The sequence below is a fragment of the Adhaeribacter sp. genome (assembly GCF_057359045.1).
Map to the genome: position 1 here is coordinate 40863 of NZ_JBMQUD010000004.1, position 23512 is coordinate 64374.

At 40.8% G+C, this 23512-nt stretch carries 26 protein-coding genes, 1 tRNA gene and 1 pseudogene; 20 read left to right on the forward strand and 8 right to left on the reverse strand.

What is annotated here, in order from left to right; all coding sequences use genetic code 11:
* The first annotated feature begins 68 nt into the window (after positions 1 to 68).
* From ACO1R6_RS00820 to ACO1R6_RS00855, 8 genes are all read left to right on the forward strand, one after another.
* Entirely contained in the window at positions 69 to 239 is a 171-nt protein-coding gene (locus ACO1R6_RS00820) for a hypothetical protein (RefSeq protein ID WP_486261507.1), read from the forward strand.
* 55 nt (positions 240 to 294) lie between these two features.
* The gene (locus ACO1R6_RS00825) at positions 295 to 1419 is read left to right on the forward strand and encodes a VIT1/CCC1 transporter family protein (protein WP_486261509.1); all 1125 of its coding nucleotides are present in this window, start codon (positions 295 to 297) and stop codon (positions 1417 to 1419) included.
* Positions 1420 to 1535: 116 nt separating this feature from the next.
* Positions 1536 to 2000: a heme-binding domain-containing protein gene (locus ACO1R6_RS00830; protein ID WP_486261511.1), complete on the forward strand. Its 465-nt coding sequence runs from the start codon at positions 1536 to 1538 to the stop codon at positions 1998 to 2000.
* A 94-nt stretch (positions 2001 to 2094) separates the two neighbouring features.
* On the forward strand, positions 2095 to 2526 hold the full coding sequence (locus tag ACO1R6_RS00835; RefSeq protein WP_486261513.1) for a thioredoxin family protein: 432 nt from the start codon (positions 2095 to 2097) through the stop codon (positions 2524 to 2526).
* Positions 2523 to 3482 carry an FAD:protein FMN transferase gene (locus tag ACO1R6_RS00840; protein WP_486261515.1) on the forward strand — a complete coding sequence of 320 codons (960 nt, stop codon included), beginning with the start codon at positions 2523 to 2525 and terminating at the stop codon, positions 3480 to 3482. The genes ACO1R6_RS00835 and ACO1R6_RS00840 overlap by 4 nt, the downstream gene beginning before the upstream one ends.
* Positions 3479 to 3703 (forward strand): DUF4266 domain-containing protein, encoded by a 225-nt coding sequence (locus ACO1R6_RS00845; RefSeq protein ID WP_486261517.1) that lies wholly within the window; start codon positions 3479 to 3481, stop codon positions 3701 to 3703. The genes ACO1R6_RS00840 and ACO1R6_RS00845 overlap by 4 nt, the downstream gene beginning before the upstream one ends.
* Positions 3704 to 3719: 16 nt before the next feature.
* Complete coding sequence (locus tag ACO1R6_RS00850; RefSeq protein WP_486261519.1) at positions 3720 to 4931, forward strand: DUF3570 domain-containing protein; 1212 nt, start codon at positions 3720 to 3722, stop codon at positions 4929 to 4931.
* A gap of 94 nt (positions 4932 to 5025) precedes the next feature.
* Positions 5026 to 5298 (forward strand): hypothetical protein, encoded by a 273-nt coding sequence (locus ACO1R6_RS00855; RefSeq protein ID WP_486261521.1) that lies wholly within the window; start codon positions 5026 to 5028, stop codon positions 5296 to 5298.
* Between the two features lie 320 nt (positions 5299 to 5618).
* Here ACO1R6_RS00855 and ACO1R6_RS00860 read toward each other — a convergent pair whose 3' ends face one another.
* The 8 genes and pseudogenes from ACO1R6_RS00860 to ACO1R6_RS00895 form a co-directional block, all read right to left on the reverse strand.
* Complete coding sequence (locus ACO1R6_RS00860; protein WP_486261523.1) at positions 5619 to 5750, reverse strand: hypothetical protein; 132 nt, start codon at positions 5748 to 5750, stop codon at positions 5619 to 5621.
* Positions 5751 to 5790: 40 nt separating this feature from the next.
* A pseudogene (locus ACO1R6_RS00865) lies at positions 5791 to 6039 on the reverse strand (Arm DNA-binding domain-containing protein); the annotation flags it as partial.
* A gap of 317 nt (positions 6040 to 6356) precedes the next feature.
* Positions 6357 to 6444, reverse strand: a tRNA-Ser gene (locus tag ACO1R6_RS00870).
* A gap of 83 nt (positions 6445 to 6527) precedes the next feature.
* Positions 6528 to 7571, reverse strand: coding sequence for an asparaginase (locus tag ACO1R6_RS00875; RefSeq protein ID WP_486261525.1), 1044 nt, complete (start codon positions 7569 to 7571; stop codon positions 6528 to 6530).
* 7 nt (positions 7572 to 7578) lie between these two features.
* Entirely contained in the window at positions 7579 to 8382 is an 804-nt protein-coding gene (locus tag ACO1R6_RS00880) for a TatD family hydrolase (RefSeq protein ID WP_486261527.1), read from the reverse strand.
* 25 nt (positions 8383 to 8407) lie between these two features.
* Positions 8408 to 9454, reverse strand: a complete 1047-nt coding sequence (locus ACO1R6_RS00885) for a glycosyltransferase (protein WP_486261529.1) — start codon at positions 9452 to 9454, stop codon at positions 8408 to 8410.
* Positions 9455 to 9498: 44 nt separating this feature from the next.
* On the reverse strand, positions 9499 to 10134 hold the full coding sequence (locus ACO1R6_RS00890; protein ID WP_486261531.1) for a polysaccharide deacetylase family protein: 636 nt from the start codon (positions 10132 to 10134) through the stop codon (positions 9499 to 9501).
* Positions 10115 to 11266 (reverse strand): glycosyltransferase, encoded by a 1152-nt coding sequence (locus ACO1R6_RS00895; protein ID WP_486261533.1) that lies wholly within the window; start codon positions 11264 to 11266, stop codon positions 10115 to 10117. The genes ACO1R6_RS00890 and ACO1R6_RS00895 overlap by 20 nt, the downstream gene beginning before the upstream one ends.
* Positions 11267 to 11717: 451 nt before the next feature.
* Between ACO1R6_RS00895 and ACO1R6_RS00900 the strand changes: the two genes are divergently transcribed.
* From ACO1R6_RS00900 to ACO1R6_RS00955, 12 genes are all read left to right on the forward strand, one after another.
* Positions 11718 to 12371, forward strand: a complete 654-nt coding sequence (locus ACO1R6_RS00900; protein ID WP_486261535.1) for a hypothetical protein — start codon at positions 11718 to 11720, stop codon at positions 12369 to 12371.
* Between the two features lie 705 nt (positions 12372 to 13076).
* The gene (pta, locus tag ACO1R6_RS00905) at positions 13077 to 15167 is read left to right on the forward strand and encodes a phosphate acetyltransferase (protein WP_486261537.1); all 2091 of its coding nucleotides are present in this window, start codon (positions 13077 to 13079) and stop codon (positions 15165 to 15167) included.
* 193 nt (positions 15168 to 15360) lie between these two features.
* Entirely contained in the window at positions 15361 to 16563 is a 1203-nt protein-coding gene (locus tag ACO1R6_RS00910) for an acetate/propionate family kinase (RefSeq protein WP_486261539.1), read from the forward strand.
* A 414-nt stretch (positions 16564 to 16977) separates the two neighbouring features.
* Complete coding sequence (locus tag ACO1R6_RS00915) at positions 16978 to 17445, forward strand: hypothetical protein (RefSeq protein ID WP_486261541.1); 468 nt, start codon at positions 16978 to 16980, stop codon at positions 17443 to 17445.
* 476 nt (positions 17446 to 17921) lie between these two features.
* Complete coding sequence (locus ACO1R6_RS00920; RefSeq protein WP_486261543.1) at positions 17922 to 18284, forward strand: hypothetical protein; 363 nt, start codon at positions 17922 to 17924, stop codon at positions 18282 to 18284.
* A 111-nt stretch (positions 18285 to 18395) separates the two neighbouring features.
* On the forward strand, positions 18396 to 19154 hold the full coding sequence (locus tag ACO1R6_RS00925; RefSeq protein ID WP_486261545.1) for a toxin-antitoxin system YwqK family antitoxin: 759 nt from the start codon (positions 18396 to 18398) through the stop codon (positions 19152 to 19154).
* A 69-nt stretch (positions 19155 to 19223) separates the two neighbouring features.
* Positions 19224 to 19814 carry a hypothetical protein gene (locus ACO1R6_RS00930; protein ID WP_486261547.1) on the forward strand — a complete coding sequence of 197 codons (591 nt, stop codon included), beginning with the start codon at positions 19224 to 19226 and terminating at the stop codon, positions 19812 to 19814.
* A gap of 38 nt (positions 19815 to 19852) precedes the next feature.
* Positions 19853 to 20116: a hypothetical protein gene (locus ACO1R6_RS00935; protein WP_486261549.1), complete on the forward strand. Its 264-nt coding sequence runs from the start codon at positions 19853 to 19855 to the stop codon at positions 20114 to 20116.
* A gap of 86 nt (positions 20117 to 20202) precedes the next feature.
* On the forward strand, positions 20203 to 20850 hold the full coding sequence (locus tag ACO1R6_RS00940; RefSeq protein WP_486261551.1) for a hypothetical protein: 648 nt from the start codon (positions 20203 to 20205) through the stop codon (positions 20848 to 20850).
* Between the two features lie 68 nt (positions 20851 to 20918).
* Positions 20919 to 21374 (forward strand): DUF4304 domain-containing protein, encoded by a 456-nt coding sequence (locus ACO1R6_RS00945; protein ID WP_486261553.1) that lies wholly within the window; start codon positions 20919 to 20921, stop codon positions 21372 to 21374.
* An 829-nt stretch (positions 21375 to 22203) separates the two neighbouring features.
* Positions 22204 to 22692, forward strand: a complete 489-nt coding sequence (locus ACO1R6_RS00950; protein ID WP_486261555.1) for a hypothetical protein — start codon at positions 22204 to 22206, stop codon at positions 22690 to 22692.
* Positions 22693 to 22952: 260 nt separating this feature from the next.
* The gene (locus ACO1R6_RS00955) at positions 22953 to 23492 is read left to right on the forward strand and encodes a hypothetical protein (RefSeq protein ID WP_486261557.1); all 540 of its coding nucleotides are present in this window, start codon (positions 22953 to 22955) and stop codon (positions 23490 to 23492) included.
* The last annotated feature ends 20 nt before the right edge of the window (positions 23493 to 23512 follow it).

The window sequence follows — 23512 nt, forward strand, 5'->3', positions numbered from 1 at the left end:
CGGCCATTGTGCAGTTTGGCGGCAAGCAATATATATTTGCCACTCAGGATAGCGGCATATTTTAAACGGTGGAAGCCCAGACCGGCAACTCCGAACACGGCTATACCGCCTTGCAGCCGGGTACCGTGCTGCCGCACCCGGAAAACCAGACATTTGTAATTAAAGGCGCTTACGCCTTTCATGAAATAAAAAAACAAAGCCGAAGAAGAATAGAAGCCGAGAACGTTATTACAACTTAAATACTGCCTGATTTAAACAAAGTCCCTTATTTTACAGGACTGTTAATAGGTAATTATGAAACCCAGAGAAGATAAAAAATATACGGACAGCCTGCAGACCGAGGTAGATGCGGCTTACTTGTACGGGCGGCTGGCGGCGGCAGAAGAAGTCCCTGCCATTGCAGACCTTTTCCGAACCTTATCCGGCATAGAACATGAGCATGCATCTAAAATGGTTAAGAAGTTAGAGCAAGAAGGCACCCATATTATATTACCACCTCCCTCCTGGCGGGCGAAATTACTTAACCAGATTGGCAGGCTATTCGGGTACGGCTATGTTATCGGGGTTCTGATGGATACGGAAAAAAGTATAATGGCAGCGCAGCTGGCGCAAAAGGAGAAGAACCACTTGCCGGTATCAGGCGATGAAGCCAACCATGTTAAAATCCTGCAAACCCTGTTAAATAACCAAAGTAAGGTTACCGGCGAAAATATTGCCCGCCTCGAAGGTAAACATAAAACTATTGGGGGCAATGCACTGCGGGCCGCTGTGCTGGGTGCCAACGACGGGCTGGTTTCTAACATGAGCCTGGTGATGGGCGTAGCCGGCGCCACCAGTGGCGGCAGCGGGGTATTACTGGCGGGCCTGGCTGGTTTGCTGGCGGGCGCCCTATCCATGGCATTGGGAGAATGGATTTCGGTAAAGAGTTCCCAGGAATTATATGAGCGGCAGATGGAGTTGGAAATGCTGGAGATAGAAAGTAATCCGGAAGGAGAAATGCAGGAACTGGCCCTTATTTATATAGCCAAAGGCATACCCGAAGAACAGGCATTCCGGATGGCTAAAGAATCCATAACCAACACCAGCCACGCCCACGAAATATTAGTTAAAGAAGAATTAGGCATCAACGCTGCCGATTTGCAAAGCTCTGCCTGGGAAGCTGCCATTACTTCTTTTCTGCTGTTTGCCATTGGCGCTATCATTCCGGTTATTCCTTTTTTCTATACCACCGGCTTGCCGGCCGTTATTCAGAGCGTGCTATTCAGTACCGTAGGGCTATTTATTATTGGTGCGGCTATAACTTTATTTACCGGAAAAAGCATCTGGCACTCCGGTTTCCGGCAGATCTTTTTTGGTTTAGGAGCCGCAGCTATAACCTATATTATCGGGAAGATTGTTGGTGTTTCGCTGGCCGGATGATAATCAATAATGCTAAAAATATTTACTTTATTGTTTGTAATAAAAATATGCCAATGAACCGATTTTTAAAAGCTTTAACTAAAAAAATCTAAGTCAAAATCATAAAAAAACCATACATGTTAAAGAAAATAATTCTTGGATTATTACTCGTATTCGTAATTATTCAATTCTTTCAACCAGAGAAAAATATCTCAATTCAAGTTCAGCCCCAGGCCATAAAAAAATGGTATGTTATTCCGGAAAATGTGGAATTGACTTTTCAAAAAGCTTGTTATGACTGTCACAGTAATAACACCCGATATCCATGGTACGCCGAAGTACAACCGGTAGCCTGGTTTTTGGCGAATCATATAAACGAAGGTAAAGAGGAATTAAATTTTGATGAATTTTTAACCTATCCTCCTAAGAAGCAAAACCATAAACTGGAAGAAGTAATCGAATCCCAGGAAGAGGGTAGTATGCCGCTTTCGTCGTATACCCTCATTCATCGGGATGCGGTTCTGACTCGGACTCAAAAAGAAGAAATCATATCTTGGGCAAACTTGACTAGGAAGCAGATTCAAATAAAGATAAATCAATAATAACTTTCCATACAAAACGTTTTTTTATAAGTATCTTACATTATTCTAGTTTTCATTAAATACCTAGACGTTATATAATTAAATTATATTTATTATGCACTTAATTATCCTTTTTATCAGCTTCTTATTCTCGGGAGTACCTATTGCTTGGCGTACTGATTTAAATCAAGCAGAGGTCGAAGCAAAAAAAGACCATAAGCAGATTCTGCTTAATTTTTCGGGTTCGGATTGGTGCGGACCTTGCATTAAACTGGAAAAAGAGATATTTGAAAACCAGGCATTCCAGACCTATGCCGACCAGCACCTGGTATTGGTGAACGCTGATTTTCCGCGGCTGAAAAAAAACCAATTAGACCCGAAGCAAAAAGCGCTGAACGAAAAATTAGCCGAAGAATACAACAAAGCCGGCGCTTTTCCGCTTACCTTGCTCCTGAATGCTGATGGGAAAGTTATAATGAAGTGGGAAGGCATTCCAGCTAAAACTGCTTCGAATTTTATATCATTATTGCAAACTGCCAGTAAGTGAAAACCGGAGCAGTCCTTTACCAAACGGCATCCGGCTTATACCGCCGGGTACAAAAGCTAATGGGCAACCGTTTTGAACTTACCGTTTTGGCCAAAGACGAAGAAGAGGCAAATGTAAGCCTCGACATGGCCGTAGCCGAAATCCAGCGGATAGAAAAACTACTCACCACTTTTGCCGATACCAGCGAAACAAATAAGATAAATGCCTTGGCGGGCATCTCTCCTTTTACGCCCTCACCCGAAGTATATGAGCTGATTGCCCGGTCTTTGCGTATTTCGGAGCTTACCCAGGGTGCTTTCGACATCACCTACGGGGGCGTAGACAAGAGCCTCTGGAACTTTGACACCAGCCTGAAAAAATTACCATCGGCCGAAGTAGCACGCGCTTCGGTGCGGCTGGTGAATTACAAAAACGTGGTGCTGAACCCCAAAGAAAAAAGTGTTTTGCTGAAATACCCCGGCATGCGCATTGGTTTTGGCGGCATTGGCAAAGGTTATGCCGCCGAGCGGGCTAAGTTGGTATTGCAGCAGATGGGCATAAAAAGCGGTATTGTAAACGCCGCCGGCGACTTAACGGCCTGGGGCACTCAGCCCAACGGCCAGCCCTGGACCATTGGCATCGCCGATCCGAATGCAGCCCACCAGCCTTTCTCCCAGTTTAACATTACTGATATGGCAGTGGCCACGTCCGGCAACTACGAAAAATATGTTATGATTGACGGAAAAAGTTACAGCCATACCATCAATCCCAGAACTGGTTTACCCGTAACCGGCATTAAAAGTGTAACCATTCTTTGCCCCAATGCCGAACTGGCCGACGCTATGGCTACGCCCATGATGGTGATGGGAGTTAAAGTAGGCCTGGCCCTTATTAACCAGATGAAGAATATTGCCTGTATTTTAGTAGATGACCACAACCGAATATTTTATTCCGACAACGTAAGACTTACCCCATGATTTCTCTTAAACGCTTGCTCTTATTGCTCCTTCCTTTGGCCGCCGGTAGCCTGTTTTCCTGTCAATCGGTAAAGGAGTATAACAAAATGTACCTGAACGATGCCGAGATGGGCCTGTCGGCCCGAAAGGTAGAGAAAACCGAAATGAACTACATGCTGTACCGCGAGGGTGCTTCGGGGGCGAACGGCGGCAAGACCGGCGGAGGCTGCGGCTGCAACTAATTAATGTATTAAGACCATGCAAAAAATTTGCCTGAGCGCCTCTTTTTTCTTTCTCTCCATCCTTAGTTCCTTTGCCCAAACGGCTCCACCCGATTCTGATTCTTTTAAAAGCCGGAAACTGAAGGTAGAGGAAGTAAACTTTGTTTCTAGTTATTACAGCCAGGATGGCGACAACTCGGCTGTTACGGGTGGTATCGGTACCGAAAAGTTAACGGACCTTTCTTCGGTTTTTGATATTTCCCTTACCCGAACCGATTATCGGAACCGTTTACACACGCTGCGGCTGGAAGCCGGCATCGACCATTACACTTCGGCTTCCTCCGATCGGATAGACCCCACTACTATTTCCTCCGCCTCGGCCTCTGATAACCGTTTTTATCCGGGTGTTACCTGGACCCGCCTGGATGAGGAAAAGCGTTATGCTGTGGGAGCAAGTTTATCTATGTCCAGGGAGTACGACTACTTCTCCAAAGGCGCCAGTTTAAATTTTAGCCGGTTTTCCAAGGATCATAATCGGGAATTTGGCTTAACGCTGGGCGCGTATTTAGATACATGGAAAATTATTTACCCCATTGAATTGCGCACCTTGCCAACCGATGCCGGCCTCATTCCTAACCCGGAAGCTTCCGGCTCCAAACCCCGCAACTCCTACAATGCCTCTTTTGTGCTAACGCAGGTTATTAACAAACGGATGCAACTTTCCCTGCTTTTGGACCTGGCTTACCAATCGGGGCAACTGGCAACGCCTTACCAGCGGGTATATTTCCAGGATAAGTCGGTGCACGTAGAGCATTTGCCAGCGCAACGCTTAAAAATTCCGGCCGGTATACGGTTTAACTATTTTGCTACCGACCGCGTGGTTCTCCGTTCCTTCTACCGCTTTTATACCGATGACTGGGGCATTACCGCCCATACGGCCGAATTAGAAGTTCCTTATAAATTAACGCCCTTTTTATCGCTGAGCCCCTTTTACCGGTTTTATACTCAAACAGCGGCCGATTATTTTGCCGGGTACCAAGAACACGGGCCACAACAGGCATTTTATACCAGCGATTACGACCTGTCTCAATTCAACAGCCATTTGGCCGGACTCAACCTGCGACTAAATTCTGCCTCAGGCTTACTAGGTATAAACAAACTGAATACCGTAGAAATCCGGTACGGCCACTATAGCCGCAACAATGGTTTAATTTCTAATTCAATTACATTGGGAGTAACTTTGAAATAGAACTTCTGTTTAGCCGTAAGGTTTTTATCTGTTTAGCAAGTTCCGAACGGCAACTTTAAAATAAAAACAGTTTCACCAGAACTATGGCTTTGATTTGGAGGCAGCACTGGCCAAACATCCCATCAAAGAATTAAAGGAAGAGCCGGGAAAAAGCCGCTTAATGGAATCTTTGCGGAAAGGTAACGGCCAAGCCGTCACCTTAATCCAGGAAGACAAAGAACAAAAGCATTATATTGAGGCCAATCTACGGTTTAAAACCATCAATATTTATGATAGCAACTTGCAGCGACTGAATCATAACCTGTTAAAAGCAAAAAGGCAAATAACCGAGCCTTCGGAAAAGCAGGAAGCCCAAAAACCAAAATAAAGCAAGGCAGGAACCAGTGGTTGAATCCCCTATGTAGGCTCAGAAAAGAGGGAAAAAGAATGGTGCGGCCTTACACAGAGGGAGAATTCATCATAACTTCAGCAGAAGTCTTATCCCCATTTTTACCAAAATTGCCCGTGATACGCGCATTTGCCTCTCTTTTGTTCATTTTAAACCCCAGGAAAGACTCCCGATTAAGCCAGCCATTCCGCACATAATGCAAAATCACTTTTTTTAAAGTTACTCAGATATTTCATGGTAGTATTGTGGCTGCAATAGCGCACTCTCTTCAGCCAGAAAGCATATTCGGAAATAAAATTTTAATCAAGTTGCTGAATTGACAAATTAGCTACCCCATATTTCCATTGTAAGAACGAACTGGTACGGGCCAGCGAGCTTCGATAACGCTCTAAGATACCGGGCGCAAATTTCCGGTCAACCAGCGCCTCCATTTGCTTATTATGCTGCTGAAAGACGGCCAACACTATCCTTTTATTTTCTTCCTTTCCGGTAAGTTCCTGCTTGATAGTCCTCTGCCGTTATTAGCTTATCCGCTTCCAGTAAGGTTCTCCGAGCTTCATGCGCTTTGGTGCGTAAAGTTTCCAGGTACTGATTGAGCGACTTGGCATCCTCCTTCGAGCCGTTAGCCCTGCTGGCTTCTGCACTCCAGCGGGCAGGCTCCCACAATATTTTGGCAAATATTTCTCGGGCAGCACCATCTACGGTAAGGCGCAGGTAAACGTACTTTTGACCGGTGGTTTAATTTTCAGGTTGTTTTAGAAAGAAAAACAACCCGAAGCTCTTTTCCATAATAATTCCTCCATTTTAAAATAAATTTCGGAATACAGCTCCTTTGAAACAAGACATTTACGTCATTAACACATTACATATCAATAACTTATTGTTATTTTCTAGCGCATTTTTTTACCTAAAAAGACGCCACGAATGACGCTGGTAAATTATGGGTTTAAATGCATGATTTGGCGGAGCAGGGAAAATAAAAAAGCCTTTAAATCTTTGATTTAAAGGCTTATACTGCTTATATATAATATAATCAGCAGAGAGGATGGGATTCGAACCCACGATACCCTTTTGAGGTATACACACTTTCCAGGCGTGCTCCTTCAACCACTCGGACACCTCTCTGTTTGTGGGTGCAAATTAATAGATTAAATCGGCAGCAAACAAATTTATTCTTTTATTAAAAGGGCCTAAAGACTATAAAAGGACTATAAAGGCTGCAAAGAAATTTCGCCACGCAAATTGCTTTCGAGCAACCGCCGGCTTTGTTCGGGTGGCAAACCCAAGCCCAATACATACATGAGTTTCGTTACCGCGGCTTCGCTGGTAATATCTACGCCCCCAATTACGCCCAAATCGCGGAGGTATTTACTCGTTTGGTACATACCTTGTTCTACCCGGCCCCCATCGCACTGGCTTACATTTAAAATAAACGTACCGCGGTCTATGGCTTCCCGAATGGCATTTAAAAACCAGGGTGCCGTAGGCGCATTGCCTGATCCGTAGCTTTCCAGCACCACTCCTTTTAAGCCTTTGGTCGCTAATAAATTCCGGATTACCCGCTCGGCCAAGCCGGGAAACAACCGCAACCGGACAATATTTTTCTCGAGTTTTTGGTGTGCCTTAAAAGTACCCGTCGGGAAAGGCAGCAACATCATGGAGTGGTACTCAATTTCTACACCGGCGTGGGCCAAGGGCGGATAGTTAGTACTTTTAAACGCATTAAAATGCCGGCTTTCTACTTTTTTAGACCGGTTACCGCGTAAAAGTAAATCGCCGAACAAAATACAAACTTCCGGTACAATGCACTTGCCTTTGCGCGTAGAAACGGCCACTTCCAAAGCAGTAATTAAATTCTCGCGGGCATCGGTGCGCATTTTACCAATAGGTACCTGGGCTCCCGTAAACACCACCGGTTTTTGCAGGTTTTCGAGCAAATAACTTAAGGCCGAGGCGCTGTAGGCCATGGTATCGGTGCCGTGTAATATTACAAAGCCATCGTATTCTTCGTAATTGGCCTGTATAATGCCGGCAATCTTAATCCAGTCTTCGTCGGTAATGTTGGACGAATCAATAGGGTTTTCAAAACTAATCAGCGACAAAGAAATATTTAGTTGCCGCAGTTCGGGCATGCGTTGCGAAATTTCTTCGAAATTAAAAGGTACCAGGTGGCGGCCACTGCGGTCATAAACCATCCCAATGGTGCCCCCCGTATATATTAAAAGCACCGAACCTTCCGGTTCGAGCGTCATAGCCGTATTAAGGTGTATTTTCCTTATATCCATGCTGCAAATTAAAGAGTTTTTGTGTATTGGTGGTGCATTTTTCCACCACATCTGCTAAAGGAATATTCTTTAGGTCAGCGATTTTTTGCGCAATCAAAGGCAGGTAAGCCGGCTCGTTGCGCTTGCCCCGGTGCGGTACCGGGGCCAAATATGGGCAATCCGTTTCGAGCAACAGCCAATCTAAATCTATTTGGGGCAATACTTTATCTAAGCCGCCATTTTTAAAAGTAGCCACCCCACCTATACCCAAATAAAAACCTAACTTTATTACTTTTTCAGCTTCTTCGGGGGTGCCGGAAAAACAATGAAAAACGCCTTGTAAAGAACCGTCCTGGTTTTTTTGAATAATGTCGTAAACTTCGTTAAAAGCCTCGCGGGTATGTAAAACAATGGGAATATTGTAAGCTTTTGCCCATTCTACCTGCACCTGCAATGCCTCTTGCTGCTGGGCTATAAAAGTTTTATCCCAGTACAAATCAATGCCGGTTTCGCCGATGGCTATAAATTTACGGTTGTTTAACCAATGCTCTACCCGGTATAATTCGCGCTGAAAATCTTTTAGTACCGAACACGGGTGCAAACCCATCATGGGTTGGCAAACGCCCGGATTATCAACTTCGGTCTGGAGCATAACATCTACCGAGGTATGATCGATGTTGGGCATCAGAATGGCAGCTACGCCGGCCTCAGTTGCTTTCCGGATAGCTTCCTGCCGGTCTGGTTTAAATTGTTCGGCGTAAATATGGGCATGCGAATCGATATAGGTTAACCGCGACATAATGGAATTTAACGAGGTGTAAACTTTAATATTTTCTTTCTTTCCACTTAAATTTAAAGGGAAGCAGAAAAAACAAAATGGTAACTAAAGACAAAAATAACGCATAAAACTCAAAGAGAATAACGCTAAACAAGCTGTACTGTAAACGTAGCCGGTGCAAGCACTGCTTAATAAACCAGGTTTGCAGAATTAATTTGGCTAAATAAATTCCTAAAACCACCTGGGCGGGTACGTAGGCAAAAAAGGGCAGGCAAAAAGCGTAGAAAGAAGCGTAAATAACTAACAGCGCGCCCATGTACCAGGGTAAAAACCAGAGTCCCTGCATCCAGCGTTTGCGCTGGTGCAACAAAGCCGGCCAATTGGGAGCCGCCGTAGATAAAGCTAAAACCCCTGCATCAAAAATATTCAAAAAGCCGAAACCATTTTTTACGACCCGTTTAAAGAGTTGTACATCCTCGGTTACCGAAAAAGGCATGTTTTCGTAACCGCCCGTAGATTCGTAGGCGGCGCGGGTAATAAGCATGTTGTTGCCCATCGTGCTTACTGGCCAGTTTAAATCCGAAACAACTTGCATGAGCCCAATGGCATTTACCCAATCCAGCGCCTGCAATTGCTCAAAAATGCTTTTTCCGGCAATGGTGGTAACGCCCGTAACAATACCGGTTTTTTTAGTTTTAAGGCCCGCCAGCATATTTTGGATCCAGTTTGCCGGCACGGCAATATCAGCATCGGTAATAAAATAATAATCAGAAGTAGCCAAACGGGTAAGATGGGCCAGTACATTGCCTTTGCCGCGCGCCTGCCCTAATTTTTCTTTAATCCGGATGCAACGGTAAAAAGCTTTGTCCCGGATATAGTTCTGAATAACCGCGTAGGTATTATCTGTAGAGCCATCGTCGCCGATTAATATTTCAATTTTGTGCGCCGGGTAGTTCTGACGGGCAATGGCTTCGAGGCACCGGATAATGGTATGTTCTTCGTTACGGACCGCAATTAATATCGAGACAAAAGGTTGGGTAGTGGCGGGCGACAGCGGTTTGGGCCGGTTAATGGCTTGTAAAATAAGCAGCATTAAAAATATGCCAAAAAAAAGGCAAAAATAAACAACCGATACTATCATAAAGCCTCAAACCGGTAACCCAGTGCCTGAAAATGCGCCAGATAACGCGGTAAAACAAATTCCAGATTACGACGCGCCTTCAGGCTATCGTGAAAAACAACAATAGAACCCGCGCGGGTGTTTTTAATGGCTTTGGCTAAACAAATTTCCGGCGCCAGGGCGGCATCAAAATCGTAAGTAAGTACCTCCCACATAATGAGCTGGTAATCGGGTTTTATTAATTTATACTGCTGCCGGGTAAAACTGCCGTAAGGTGCCCGGAATAATTTTTTAAATTGATTTCCAGTAATTTGTTCTAAAGCTTTATCGCAGGCGTTAATATTGGCTAAATATTCCGGCGCCGGCGTGGTGCGGCCACGCAGATGGTTTTGCGTATGGTTGGCCAGTACGTGCCCGGCAGCGGCAACTTTGGTAGCCACCGCCGGATGTTTTTGGAGGTTATCGCCTACACAAAAAAAAGTAGCTTTAGCCTGGTATTGTTGCAACTCGTTTAAAACAAATTCGGTAACCTCGGGTATGGGGCCATCGTCGAAGGTAAGGTAAATAACTTGGTGCTGCCGGGGGCCACGCCAAGTTAACCCGGGCAACAAACTTTGCACCAACCCAGGCGTTTTAAACAGACGTACCGGCATTGGCATTGGTTTTTATTACTTCCTGAAGCACCGCCATTAACTGTTGCGCATTTTGAGCCCAGCTGAAACGCTGCCCGTTTAAGTTGCCTCGCTTAATTTGCTCCTGCCGAACTTCCGGGTAATGGTACAGTTTTTCCAGGGCCAGAAATATTTCTTCTGCTGAATTTTCCTGAATAAGCCAGGCACTTTCTGCTGCTAATTCAGTACCTGCTCCGGTAGCTAAGGTAATTAACGGACTGTGGCAACTTTGGGCCTCCAGTAAAGGCAAACCATAATCAGCAGCGCCCGGCAAGTAAAAAGTAGCTACGGCAGCCCCGTATAGGTCGGCTAACGTTTGCGCATTTATTTTACCCGGAAAGAGTAAATCGGCGGGGTAATGTACCTGGCTGCGTAAATATTTGCGGCGCTTTTTTACCTGGTGCAGTTTGGTTATAAAAACAAGTTTTAAATCGTTGCCGGTCCGCTGCTTAAATAAATCAAAAGCTTCTAACAGCAAATGCAGGCCGGGGCTTGGTTCGGTAAAGCCCGTTACTAAAAAATAGCTTTCATTACTCGTAAACTTTTCCCGGATATAAACTTGTTGCATAGGTTTAATCGGCTTAAACACCGCATTAACCGCCGGAAATATTATCGAAATTTTATCTTCTTTTATTTTGAATTGCGTCATTGCCCGGTCGTGGTCTGCGCGGGATGTAACCAGCACCTTTTCAGAGAAATGCGCCGATTTAGGCACAAACCGTTCACGGTATTTTTGCAGAAAAGATTTTGGAAAATCAGGGATTGCATTTTGGGCTGTAAGCGGAGTAAAAGTTACCCGCGGCACTTTGGTTTTAAAATTGGTTAAGCCATCCGGCGATAAAAACACTTCTGGGTTTATTTTACGCAAGGCTTTGGTAAGGCTTAACTGAAACCACCAATGCAACAAAATAGGATAACTGCCGCTGGGTTTTAGAATAACCGCTGTAACATTACTCCGGGAAGTAAATTTGGCCGGCAAAGGCTTATCCGCGAAATAATAGAATTGGTGTTGTGGAAATTTCAGGGGCAAATATTCTAATAAACCTTCCGTAAACCGGCTGACCGGGTTGGTTGATTCAGACAACAAACAGCGGGCATTAACGGCTATTTTCACGCAATATTCAGGGTTAATAAGCTTTCCAAAGGTAAGGGTAATTTTAACCTTGGCCTAATTCTGGGGTTTAAACGTAAAAAGTTGGCTAAAGCTGCTATTCTAGCGGTTTTTTTCTGAATAATTTGCGCGTGCGTACTTAACCAGCTGGCTCACATCCACCGGTAAAAACAAATTCAGCAACTGCTTAATAATTATTTTTAGCCGGTTCACCCGATCGGAGTACCTGTTTTAAATAATTCAGCGGTCGAGTTTTGAGTTGATTTTAGCTTAATATTTATATTTTTTACCGGATTAATACTTAATTTTTGGCTTTAACTTAAAGTTTTATCTTTTCTGGCTTATCATTTGCTAACTCATCTTTAAAATAATCAACTCTAAATGGGTTTTTGAATACCTACTTTAAAGTTGTTTTCTGACCTGATTACCACCAAACTAACCTAATAAAAAAACTATGAAAATTTTAAAAACTGCATTCATGCTGGCGGCAATTGCTGCTTTTAAATTACCGACGGCGGCCCAAATGGTAACCGATTCTGAACCTATTTTTTTACCAGTTGAAGGTTATATTGTTACCTCAGCGCAAGATACTTTAAGGGGTAAAGTTGCCGTTACGCGCGTAGCCAATTACATTACCCAAATTAATTACCACGACCCCAAGGGTACAAAAACCAAGTACACGCCCGACCAAATCTTAGCTTTTACCCAAAAACGCCCCGCCTTGCTCCGCGATTATTACGACCTGACTACCATTGATAAAAATTACGTGCATTACGAAAGCAAAGAACACCCTCATAAAGCGGGTAAAAAGGTGTTTATGGAACGGCTGCTTAACGGCCAAAAAATTAAATTATTTAATAACCCCACGGGTAGCGAAAGTTCTACCACCATGGCCAGTATTAAATTAAAAGAAGCCGAAGCAAGTTACGTAGTATTTAAAACCGGCAGCAAGCCCTTTGTACTAAAAAGGAAAAACTACGAAGAAGAGTTTGCTTCTTTGTTCGGCGATTGCCCGGCATTTACAGATTACGCCAAAGACAAACCCGATCTAAAAAAGTTTAAACAGGTGGGCACCGTTGTCGAAAATTATAACCGCGCCTGTAAGTAATTTAACCTAAACTAAAATTTATTCTTGAACTTGTTTCGTGTTTTCCTAAATGGGCTAACTGTTGGCATGGGTGGTGTTAACATCGCCCATGCCAACAGTTAGCTTTTACCGGACGGGCTACTTGTCGGTGAAAACACTATAGCTGGCGGGGTAATATGCTAGAGATAGCGTAAGTTTAATGAATCATAACTTGTGCCAATTAATAAAGGCCAGTTTTAAACTGTCCGGAAGTTGCAAACTTCCTTTTATAAGCTCCTACCAATTACAAGCTAGTTTGAGCAAGCGTGAATTATTCTAAAATATTCCTTAGACTAACGGCTATGGTGAAAACACGCGGCCAGGTCAAACGTTAAGATCATTGATAAAGTACGAAACAGCTTCCTTAAAAACCCGGCTACAACTGTTAAGGTGGCCGGTTTTTTTATTTAATCTCTGTTTAAACAGCTGTTTTATGTGTAAGCCGCTAAATTTTAGAGGTTTGCAAATTATGCGCTACAGCATTGTCCCCTTTTATTTTAACTACAGCAAAATTAATTCTTGGTTAATTAACGCCTAAACTTGTATTTAGATCAGGGTTAAAACCGGCCAAATTAAACCCAGAACGTTCTTCGGCAGTTTAATAGGGTTAAATCATGCCGCCAGATGAGGCTTATCATGTTGTGGCGGCATGGTGCGGTTTACTTTCGCGCCCAAATCTGATTAACTATGACCAAAACCATTTTTATTGCTACCGCCGAACCTTACAGTGGTAAATCTGTTGTTGCCTTGGGTTTGGTAAATATGCTCTTAACCAAAGCCCAGAAAGTTGGCTATTTCAAACCAATTATCAATAATAATCTGCACGAGAAGCGGGATGTACACATAGATACCATTCTTTCTTATTTTAATTTACCCATTCACTACGAAGATACGTTTGCTTTTACCCGCCAGGAGGTAATGCAACTCATTGAAGCCGGCGACCAAAGCACCATTATTGATAAGGTAATTACCAAGTTCAAAGCCCTTGAAGAAAATTACGATTTTACGGTAGTAGAAGGCAGCGATTTTCTGGGCCAGGGCATTGCTTTTGAGTTTGATGCCAATGTAACCATTGCTAAAAATCTGGGCGTGCCGGTTATTATTGTGGTGTCCGGCGAAGGCAAAAATACTGCCCAACTCATTAACGAAGCTTTAACAGTGCTGCGCAATTTTGATGCCCGGGAAGTACAGGTACTGGCCGTGGTAGCAAATAAAGTAAAAGTTAATTTGGCCGATGATGTGCGGGAACTGCTAAGGGCCCAACTGGACCCCGATATAATACTGGCCGTAATACCCGAAGACCCAAACTTGCTGAACCCCACCATGAAAGAAATCTACGAAAACATTGGCGGGAAATTATTATTTGGCGAGCACGAATTAAACAATCAGGTCGATAATTTTGTGACCGGGGCCATGCAGGTGCCCAACTTCTTAAACCACATTAAAGACAATTTACTCATAGTTACTCCCGGCGACCGCGGCGATATTATTATTTGTGCCTTGCAAGCCAATCTATCAGTGAATTACCCCAAAGTAGCCGGCATTGTACTTACCGCCGGCGCCGAACCCGAAGAACCCATTTTGCGGTTAATCCAAGGTTTGCAAACGGTTGTGCCTATTATTGCGGTTAGTACGGGCACTTTCCATACCACCACCCAAATTGGAGCAATTAAATCCCGTATTTCGGCCGATAACCCACAAAAAATACAGTTGGCTATCTCAACTTTCGAAAAATACATGGATTTGCAAGCCCTCGACGAGAAAATAATTACGTTTCAGCCCGAAGGCATTACGCCGCACATGTTTCAGTACCAATTGGTAAAATGGGCCCGCAGCCAACGCAAACACATTGTATTGCCCGAAGGTAACGACGACCGAATTTTAACGGCAGCCGCCCGGCTGATAAATCAGGACATTGTAGATTTAACCATATTGGGTGATCCGGGCCAGGTTACCGCAGCGGTAAAACGCCTGGGCCTGCAACTGGATATGAGCCGGTTAAAAATAATTGACCCGGTAAATTCTGAATATTACGAAGATTACGTTCAGACTTTGTTCGAACTCCGGAAAAATAAAAATGTAGAGTTGGACATGGCCTATGATTTAATGACGGATGTATCGTACTTCGGGACCATGATGGTGTACAAAGGCCACGCCGACGGCATGGTTTCGGGTGCCGTACATACTACCATGCACACCATTCGGCCGGCTTTGCAGTTTGTTAAAACCAAACCCGGCGTTTCTATTGTGTCATCGGTATTTTTTATGTGCCTCCCGGATAGGGTTTCGGTATTTGGCGATTGCGCGGTTAACCCCAACCCTACTGCCGAACAACTGGCCGAAATTGCCATTTCTTCGGCCGAAAGCAGCCGGCGTTTTGGCATTGAGCCGCGGGTAGCCATGTTGTCGTATTCTTCGGGCACTTCCGGCGAGGGCGCCGAAGTGGAAAAAGTGCGCCTTGCCACGCAAATTGTAAAACAGAAACGCCCCGATTTAATGGTAGAAGGCCCCATTCAGTACGATGCTGCCGTCGACCCAATAGTAGGTAAGCAAAAAATGCCTAATTCAGCGGTGGCCGGCCAGGCCAGCGTACTTATATTTCCGGACCTGAATACCGGTAACAACACTTACAAAGCCGTACAACGCGAAACTGGTGCCCTGGCCATTGGCCCCATGCTGCAAGGCCTGAACAAACCGGTAAATGATTTAAGCCGGGGTTGTACCGTGGATGATATATTTAATACTGTTATAATTACGGCTATTCAGAGTCAGGAATAGTTTTAAGGTGCTAATGTGTTAATTTGAAAATATAATGATTCTAAATCAGAATAAATAATCCGGCATTATCAATCGTAAAAATCAGAACAATTAAAGTATCCTGATTTACATTGCGGCACTTCTTTAAATCAGCAATCAGCATATTATCAAATTAGCATATCCGCACATCAACTAAATTAGCACATTAACAAACATGCACATATTTGTTGTTAACTCCGGGAGTAGTTCTATAAAATACCAATTATTCCGGATGCCCTCCCCCCAGCCCATTTGCAGCGGTTTAGTTGAGCGCATCGGCTTAGACAATGCCCAGATTACCCACAAAATTTATAGCGCTGCCGGCGAAGAGAAAGTAATCCGGCGCTCCGCCGATTTACCCGACCACGAAGCCGGTTTGCAGGAAGTTGTTTTATTACTAACCGATGCCGCTTGGGGCGTTATTAAAAATCCGGCCGAAATAGAAGTAGTGGGGCACCGGGTGGTACACGGCGGCGAACGTTTTGCGGCTACTACCATTATTACCCCGGAGGTTAAAGCTGACATTAAAAAATTATTTCCTTTGGCCCCATTGCACAACCCGGCTAATTATTTAGGCATTGAAGTAGCCGAAAAATTATTTACCCTGGCCAAACAGGTAGTTGTTTTCGATACGGCTTTTCACCAGACCATGCCGGAAAAAGCTTTCCGGTACGCTTTACCCGAAAATTTTTATTCCGAACTGGGCATACGGGTATACGGCTTTCATGGCACCAGCCATAAGTACGTGGCGCAACAAGCCAGGCAATATTTAGAGAACCCCGCCGCCAAAATAATTACCGTGCACCTGGGCAATGGTTGTAGCATGGCTGCTGTAGATGGCGGCAAATCAATAGATACGAGCATGGGCTTTGGCCCGCTTTCGGGTTTGGTAATGGGTACCCGCTCCGGCGACATCGATCCGTCGGTGGTTTTTCATTTAATAAACCAGTTGGGCTACAACCCGGAACAAGTAAATAATTTACTAAATAAAAGAAGCGGTATGCTGGGCCTTACCGGCCACAGCGATATGCGTGACATCAGCAAGGCCATAGCTGCCGGCGATAAAGCAGCCAACCTGGCCTACGATTTATACGCTTACCGCATTAAAAAATATATTGGCGCGTACACCGCCGTGCTTAACGGCTTAGATGCTCTGGTTTTTACGGCCGGCGTCGGCGAAAACGATACGCAAATCCGGGAGCGGGTCTGCAGCCAACTGGAATACCTGGGTTTGTACTTTGATCCCGAAAAAAATAAATCTCTCGCAAAAGAAATCCGGGAAATAAATGCGGCGCAGGCCCGGGTAAAAATATTGGTTATTCCTACAAATGAAGAGTTAGAAATTGCCCAACAATGCTACGATTTACTGCAAGGTTAAACAGTATACATATTTCTCTTAATTTACTGAACCACACATTTAAACCGTTTTGTATTACCTGCACTTTACCCCTCTTTACGGGATTATTCGGCAACTGATAAGCTGTTTTTTTTTAACCCAGAACAACCAATTTAATACTTTCTATAGTTGTTAGTCAATAGCAAATTTTATATATTGTAACTGCAATAGCATCAATATTTAATATCTTAAATATTCCTTTAAACCTCTGAGTTGGAAATAGTAAAAAGTATCACTGAAATTCTGTAACCGTAATTGGCTAAGCAAATATGGAAAACATCAAAATGTCATAAGTCAATAATTATCAATAACTTGTACAACTATAGTTGCTTACCTTCAAAGGCGATATAAACGTAATTATTACGTATACATAATAGTTGGCAGGCATATTAAAAGATGAAATACTTACTCTTACTTTGCTTACTTTTATTTACCAGCACCTTTGCTTTCTCCTGTTCTTGCGGGGGTGTTGGAATAAAAGAAAACTTTAAACAATCAGATGTAGTCTTCAAAGGCAGGCTAAAGGAGAAGAAAGAGATTACATCAAGAGAAAAAACCACTTTTAATACCGAAATAGATTATAAAAGGTATGAGTTTAAGTTTGAGGTATTAAAAAAATATAAAGGATTACTTAAAAAGGAACCTGTTACTATAATAACAACAGCGGGTGGTGCAGATTGCGGGAATGATTTTAAAAAAGGAAGAACTTATTTAATTTATTCCTATAAATCTGATACGAAACTTTTATCACCACTATTAAAAGAGGAAAAAACGGACGAGTACTTAACTACAAATGTGTGTACCAGGACGAAGGAAACCAACCTTTTAACCTTTATGGAATCCTTTATTTTAACTGTTTTATAGAAAATACGACTGCCAACCACACCTATACGGCAGCTATGCAGCCGCATAGCCAAGAACGTTAGTGGCAATACTAGAAAAGAATAAGGAAGTTATTATTTTACTTGTATTTTTTTATGATTGTAGAACTAAGAATAAATTTAGTTTGATGTTGTAATGGATTTTGGAATTACTATAATAAGTGTCCTCTGTATAGCTGTAGGGGTTATAGGAATGAAAATTCAAAGGTTCTATAAATATGACCGGGATAATTCTCTTTTTTACAGTGGACTTAGAGTATTTATAAGTGCTTTAATTTTATTTCTTATTGGAGCTTACTGCTTAATATCAGAAATCGCAGATCTTTTGTAATGTGCTTATTCTTCTTAGAAAAAAATGCCTTTTATGCACATAAAGAAGCATGTGCCACTAACCACACCTATACGGCAGCTCCGCCGCATAGCCCAGTCCGTTGGTAGCTATTGTAGATATTTAAAACTATGCAATTAGAAGACTTGCTTGAAGGATATGTACTGAATGATGGTGAAATTACTGCATTGAAGGTAAACCTAGATTATATAAATACCAGCAATTCGACTGCTACCGTGGGTTTGATTGTAAGAAAGCCAGCAGAAAAGAAAAAGTTTATAAAGTGCAAAGTAGAATTAAAATTTGGCCAAGTGGTGGAGGTAGGTTTGAATGAGGACTTTGGTACTGCTTACTATTCTGACATAGTTTTGGTAAAATTGGAAAATGGCTTTTATTATTTATCCTTAGACCCATTTGGAAATTCCGGGCAACCCTTGGAAGATGATAATTTAGTCATAATAGCCCAAACGTTAGCCATAGAAGAAAAAGAATAACATCTGCCAACAACAATTAAAGCACATTAAAACGTGCCCTAGCAGCGGCCCGTTACCTCTCATTAAATGAAATATAGAATACCAATTTATATAATCATTATATTCTCTTACATGTCTTGCACCATTAAAAAAGAAAGAGAATTAAGAGAAGAGATAATAGGTGATACCTTGTTTGTTTATGACGCAACCAATACCCTAAGAATGAAAGCACTCCTTGTTAATGGCAAGAAAAATGGAGAAGTAGATAGTTATGATAGTTTAGGGAGATTGCAAACTAGAGCTGTCTACAAAAACGACACGATTTCAGGTTATGTAGACGAGTATTACCCGAGTGGAATTGTTAAATCTAAGTCTTATTATGTGAATGGAAAAAAATTTGGTGATTTTCTAGAGTTTTATGACGGTTTTCAAGATTCAACAGCAGTCTTGAGGAATGGCAAATGGTGGATAGTACCATATTCTACTAAACTCAAAAAATTTGAATTTTATGATTTAAGAGGTAAGGTTATGTATTATAGAAAATATGGTATTGATGGTAACCTATTAGAAAAAAAGGGACGAATATTTCAAGCAACTTTTAATAAAGTTATTAAAGCCAAAAAAGGAGAAACCTTTTCTCAAGGCTGGATTACTCCAGACCCATCTTATCATAAAGAATTAGGGTTAAGGCAATATTATGTAATCAAAAATTTAACTGTTGAAACTATAAAACTAGATACTGTATATTCTGATCCTGATTCTACTTTTATTAGTTGGACCTCCAAAATTCTAAAACCAGGTAAATATCGTATTCAAGCCATAGCCTATCTGCTAGAGAAGGGTAAAATGGAAACAGATACTTCGAATTTTATAGTTAAAATCTTAGAATGAAAACGAGAGGTAACACAAACGAAAGCCCATTAAAACGTGCCCTAGCAGCGGCCCGTTAGGGGCAATTAGATGAAAGACCTAAAACCAAATAGTACAGAGTTAGAATTCTTAACATTAGCATACAATCGTTTTTATGATTTGTATGATGAAGTTATGGAAGATGATTATTGGAAAAAGGATGAGTGGGAAAGGTTTTCGAAAATCAAACAAGCATTTGCAATTTATACAGAGTTGCTAAACTACGAACCAATTAAACAAGTGATTGAGCAATTAAAAACTGCTAGACCACCAATGGAATCTGAAATTGGAAGTGAGCTATTCAAATTTGTAAGGAATGTTGTATCTCACTTTCCATTTTTTAATTCCTGGGATGCAGTTTGGATTAATAAACCTATCATTAATTGGTATCGAGAAGGATTAACAATTGATAGATTCTTAAAAAAATACGAAGGACATCAAGAAGTCAAGTACCGGTTTTGGGAAGAAAAAAAGAAAAGAATGACCTACTTGACAATAAGTTTTCCTGAAGCTTATAATGATGAATCTAAAATATTTCTTAACGAAATGATTTCAGAAAAAGAAGGAGTGAAATTTTGTTTCATTCTTATGAGAAAGATAATGGATACCCAGGTAGAGGAAGTAAAAGAAATCCAAGAATGAAAAACTTGTGGTGCTGGCGGTGTAAAATGGAAATCCCAATGTTGGATGAAGAAGAATATGCTACAGCATACAAACTATATGGAGAAGCATTTGAAAGGAGAAAATCTGGTATGACCAGAGAAGAGAGTTTCAAACCAATGCTGGATTTTTATAAAGAAGTGACAGGATTTGAAGAGACTGAACCAAATGCTATCATGCATCATACAATTGAGCAATATGGACCACCATGTGAGAATTGTGGCAAACCATATAGAACCACTAAGGCTTTATTTTGTGCTGCTTGCGGGAATAAGAAAAAGTAATAAAAATAAAAGCGCCTAACACTACCTAAAAAGCATTAAAACGCTTTTTAGCCGCGGCCCGTTATAGGGCATTAAATAAAATAAAAATGAAGATCCTTTCAATACTCTTACTTTCCTTATTGTCATTTATTCTCCAATTTGAAACTGGAGAATATATTCACGAAAGAATGGGATTTAAGTATTCCCTCACATTAAATCAAGATTCATCATTTACTTATTTAAGACCCGCTATGGTCAATGGAACCATAAAAGAAACTGGAAAATGGAGGATAAACCAGAACAACTTGTTTTTATTTGACTCAGTCGGATTTATTAAAACAAAAAGCAAAGTAGATGGACAAACAATAGACGGGCAAAAATTTGTAGTCATCACTTTAGTTGATGAAAATGGAAAACCTCTTACTGATTTTGAAGTCGCAGTAAATGAAGCTAAGGTCTATAAGAAAACCGACCAACAAGGTATGGTGAAATTTGAGTTTTCAGAATTAAAGAAAAGAAGAAAAAATCAACCTAAGAATACTGTAGAAGTTATTGAGTTCAAAACAAAGGGAATTGAAACCACTGTAGCTGTGCAAAATATATTCAATAATAAAATCACAATTGTTGAAGACTTTAACCCAAGAAATGGTTTTAAGCCAAGAGAAAGAAGAATTGAGATAAAGGACGGCAATCTTATATTTAGGAACCCATCTGGAATGAATGAGAAACAAGAATTCCTCTTTATAAAGAAATAAAAATAACCTCCTATAACCCTAGCTAAAAACCATTAAAACGTTTTTTAGCCCAGCCGTTAGACGAAATTATGGACAATAAACAATTTAAAAGTATTTTCAATAAGGTGGCTAAGGCTAATGGGTTCAAATATATTTATTCCGCTTGGTTTAAAGAATCAGGGGATTGCATTTTAGTTCTAAGCCTTCAAAAATCTAATTACAGTAATCTATATTACCTGAATATCAAAACATATATTAAAGACATATGGGGTAAAGATTATTCTGTTTCAAAAGAACTTGTTAAAGGTATTGGCAATATATTCAGAAGAGAACCTAAAGATTTTGAAAATTTATTTAACCTGGAAAGTGAGTTATCAGAATTAGAAAGAGAAAAAGAAATAGATAATTTGTTTAATTGCTTTTTAGGAAATTATTCCAATATAATGCTGGACAAGCAATTAATAATAGCCGAATTTCAAAAGGGCTCAAAAGAATTTCACCTTCTACCTCCTGTAAAGGAAGAAATTATGAATAGTATAGAATAACATTCGTCTAACCACACCTAAAGCACACTAAAGCGTGCCTTAGCCAAGTACATTGTATGTAACTGTAATCATGAAAATATTCCGATACATAATTTTCATTTTAATTTTCAGTCCATTAAGCGGATGCTTTGTTTATCAAAACATTTCCTCATGGGAGGAATGGGATGAATTATCAAAGCAGAATCTTATAAGAAGCAACACAGCTTCTGAAATTGAGTTTCAACTTGACAAGAAACAGAAGTTCATCAGACTCCCATTTCTTTTTATAAATTACAGCAAAAGGGGAAATATTTATACACCCCTACTTAATGTAAGAACGCCAATTGATAAAGGAAAGGCTATTACATACTTTCATTTCAATATTCTTAATTCTAATGATAATGTAATATTTTCTAATACTGTAAATGATACACTAAGATTTTCCGCTTTAAACTTTAGTGGGTATAATGATTATATGGCAATTTCTACTCATATGGGACGAAAATATAGAATAGAAGAATTGGAAAATCAGGAGGATATCGTAAGGGTAAATTATATAGTACATATACTGAATCAGAACGGGACAATTGATTCTATCAAGTTTCAAAATAGAATACTTAAATTCAATCGAACAAAACGGTTTGGCTCCTTTTTTTAAATCAGCTCCATACAACACGAGCTTTACGGTAGCTCTGCCACCGCAAAGCATAATCCGTTAGGGGAAAGCTTTATCTTGATATTTTGGAATTAGTTTTAGAAAGTTATTGATGCAAGGCAACCTTTTTATTAAATGAAGCATCATGATAATATACACTATATTAATAACTAACAAAATGTAATAAGTAAAGCTATGAAAAACTTAATTGTATCCCTCTCTCTTCTAATTACCTTTTGCTTCATTAGCAGCTTTAAAATAATCACCGAAAATACCTTTTCAATTGGTTCTAAAGAGTGGCCTCTTACATCTTCTATCATTGCAAATGAATCCTATGGCGTAAAGTCTAAATTTGAATTGGATCTCTTGAGTGATAGTAAAGATTTAGACAAAGCAAAAACTTTTATATGGCTTTCTATTTCCAGTTCTGGCACTACACACCTCACCGATGGAGTTTATCAGTATTCTTTATCGGATCTTAACAAAAGGCTGCCTTTCCAATTTAATGGATCATGCAAAATTAATGGCCTTAACATTGATATAGTAGGCGGGGCATTTTCGGTTGAAAAAAAGGAAGAAAATTTAAACATCCATTTTATTTTAAAATTAGCAAATGGAGATGTTGCAAAAGGGGTTTATTCAGGAAAAGCTTACTTTACTGATCGAAGCAAAAATTACAATTAAATATCCTTACAATTAAAGCTGAGGTTTTTAATTTGAGGCTATATTATTAAGCTATAAAGTATTTTCTAAAGTTTCCTACTTTAAAAGTAGATAAAATATAGCCTTTGGACTTCATATTAGCTTTAACCAGGAAAGGTAAAACTATCTTTTTTTTAAGCCTATTATCCTATAAAAAGCCTGCCCCTAATAATGTGCATAGCCATACTTCGGCCGACGGCCTCGCACGCCTCATGCACAAGACCGTTGGGTAGTATAATAAAATGAATAGAATAGTAAATAAATATTATTTAAAGGACTGGGAGGAACCGCTTAAAGGACTTTTTTTAGCTGAAGACCGGGAATGGATTCTTATTAAGTATATCCCAGTAGATTATGTTCTTGATGGCTATTCTATTATCAAGAAATCTACCGTATCTAAAATAGAAAGGTCAATTGAAGAGGAAAAAATTGAATTGGTAATGGAGTTAAGAGGAGTTTCAACCAACTTACCTGAAAATTTTAAGTTTGGAACAACAGTGGAACTCCTAAATTTTATAGAAGGGGCTTATGGACTGTTTGAATTTAAAGATTCTGAAGAAGGTGCTCTTTTTATTGGTAAAAAAAATAAAATTGTTGAGAATGATTATTTAATTATAGACTACATCGACGCTAATGGTAAGGTGGAGGAAAATTATGATTATGAGTTTAAAATAGAAGATATTAGGATTATAAATTTTGACTCTGATTATTTTAATGCAATAAAATTGCTCTGGAAGGATAATTTAAAAGAAAATAAAATCACCCTACCCAACAACGGCTAAAAAGCATTAGAGCACTTTTT

Coding starts and splice junctions, on each gene's coding strand:
- ACO1R6_RS00825 (WP_486261509.1), top strand. CDS start 295: ATGAAACCCAGAGAAGATAAAAAATATACGGACAGCCTGCAGACCGAG.
- ACO1R6_RS00830 (WP_486261511.1), top strand. CDS start 1,536: ATGTTAAAGAAAATAATTCTTGGATTATTACTCGTATTCGTAATTATT.
- ACO1R6_RS00835 (WP_486261513.1), top strand. CDS start 2,095: ATGCACTTAATTATCCTTTTTATCAGCTTCTTATTCTCGGGAGTACCT.
- ACO1R6_RS00845 (WP_486261517.1), top strand. CDS start 3,479: ATGATTTCTCTTAAACGCTTGCTCTTATTGCTCCTTCCTTTGGCCGCC.
- ACO1R6_RS00850 (WP_486261519.1), top strand. CDS start 3,720: ATGCAAAAAATTTGCCTGAGCGCCTCTTTTTTCTTTCTCTCCATCCTT.
- ACO1R6_RS00860 (WP_486261523.1), bottom strand. CDS start 5,750: ATGGAGGCGCTGGTTGACCGGAAATTTGCGCCCGGTATCTTAGAGCGT.
- ACO1R6_RS00875 (WP_486261525.1), bottom strand. CDS start 7,571: ATGACGCTCGAACCGGAAGGTTCGGTGCTTTTAATATATACGGGGGGC.
- ACO1R6_RS00880 (WP_486261527.1), bottom strand. CDS start 8,382: ATGTCGCGGTTAACCTATATCGATTCGCATGCCCATATTTACGCCGAA.
- ACO1R6_RS00885 (WP_486261529.1), bottom strand. CDS start 9,454: ATGCTGCTTATTTTACAAGCCATTAACCGGCCCAAACCGCTGTCGCCC.
- ACO1R6_RS00890 (WP_486261531.1), bottom strand. CDS start 10,134: ATGCCGGTACGTCTGTTTAAAACGCCTGGGTTGGTGCAAAGTTTGTTG.
- ACO1R6_RS00900 (WP_486261535.1), top strand. CDS start 11,718: ATGAAAATTTTAAAAACTGCATTCATGCTGGCGGCAATTGCTGCTTTT.
- pta (WP_486261537.1), top strand. CDS start 13,077: ATGACCAAAACCATTTTTATTGCTACCGCCGAACCTTACAGTGGTAAA.
- ACO1R6_RS00910 (WP_486261539.1), top strand. CDS start 15,361: ATGCACATATTTGTTGTTAACTCCGGGAGTAGTTCTATAAAATACCAA.
- ACO1R6_RS00915 (WP_486261541.1), top strand. CDS start 16,978: ATGAAATACTTACTCTTACTTTGCTTACTTTTATTTACCAGCACCTTT.
- ACO1R6_RS00920 (WP_486261543.1), top strand. CDS start 17,922: ATGCAATTAGAAGACTTGCTTGAAGGATATGTACTGAATGATGGTGAA.
- ACO1R6_RS00925 (WP_486261545.1), top strand. CDS start 18,396: ATGTCTTGCACCATTAAAAAAGAAAGAGAATTAAGAGAAGAGATAATA.
- ACO1R6_RS00930 (WP_486261547.1), top strand. CDS start 19,224: ATGAAAGACCTAAAACCAAATAGTACAGAGTTAGAATTCTTAACATTA.
- ACO1R6_RS00935 (WP_486261549.1), top strand. CDS start 19,853: ATGTTGGATGAAGAAGAATATGCTACAGCATACAAACTATATGGAGAA.
- ACO1R6_RS00940 (WP_486261551.1), top strand. CDS start 20,203: ATGAAGATCCTTTCAATACTCTTACTTTCCTTATTGTCATTTATTCTC.
- ACO1R6_RS00945 (WP_486261553.1), top strand. CDS start 20,919: ATGGACAATAAACAATTTAAAAGTATTTTCAATAAGGTGGCTAAGGCT.
- ACO1R6_RS00950 (WP_486261555.1), top strand. CDS start 22,204: ATGAAAAACTTAATTGTATCCCTCTCTCTTCTAATTACCTTTTGCTTC.
- ACO1R6_RS00955 (WP_486261557.1), top strand. CDS start 22,953: ATGAATAGAATAGTAAATAAATATTATTTAAAGGACTGGGAGGAACCG.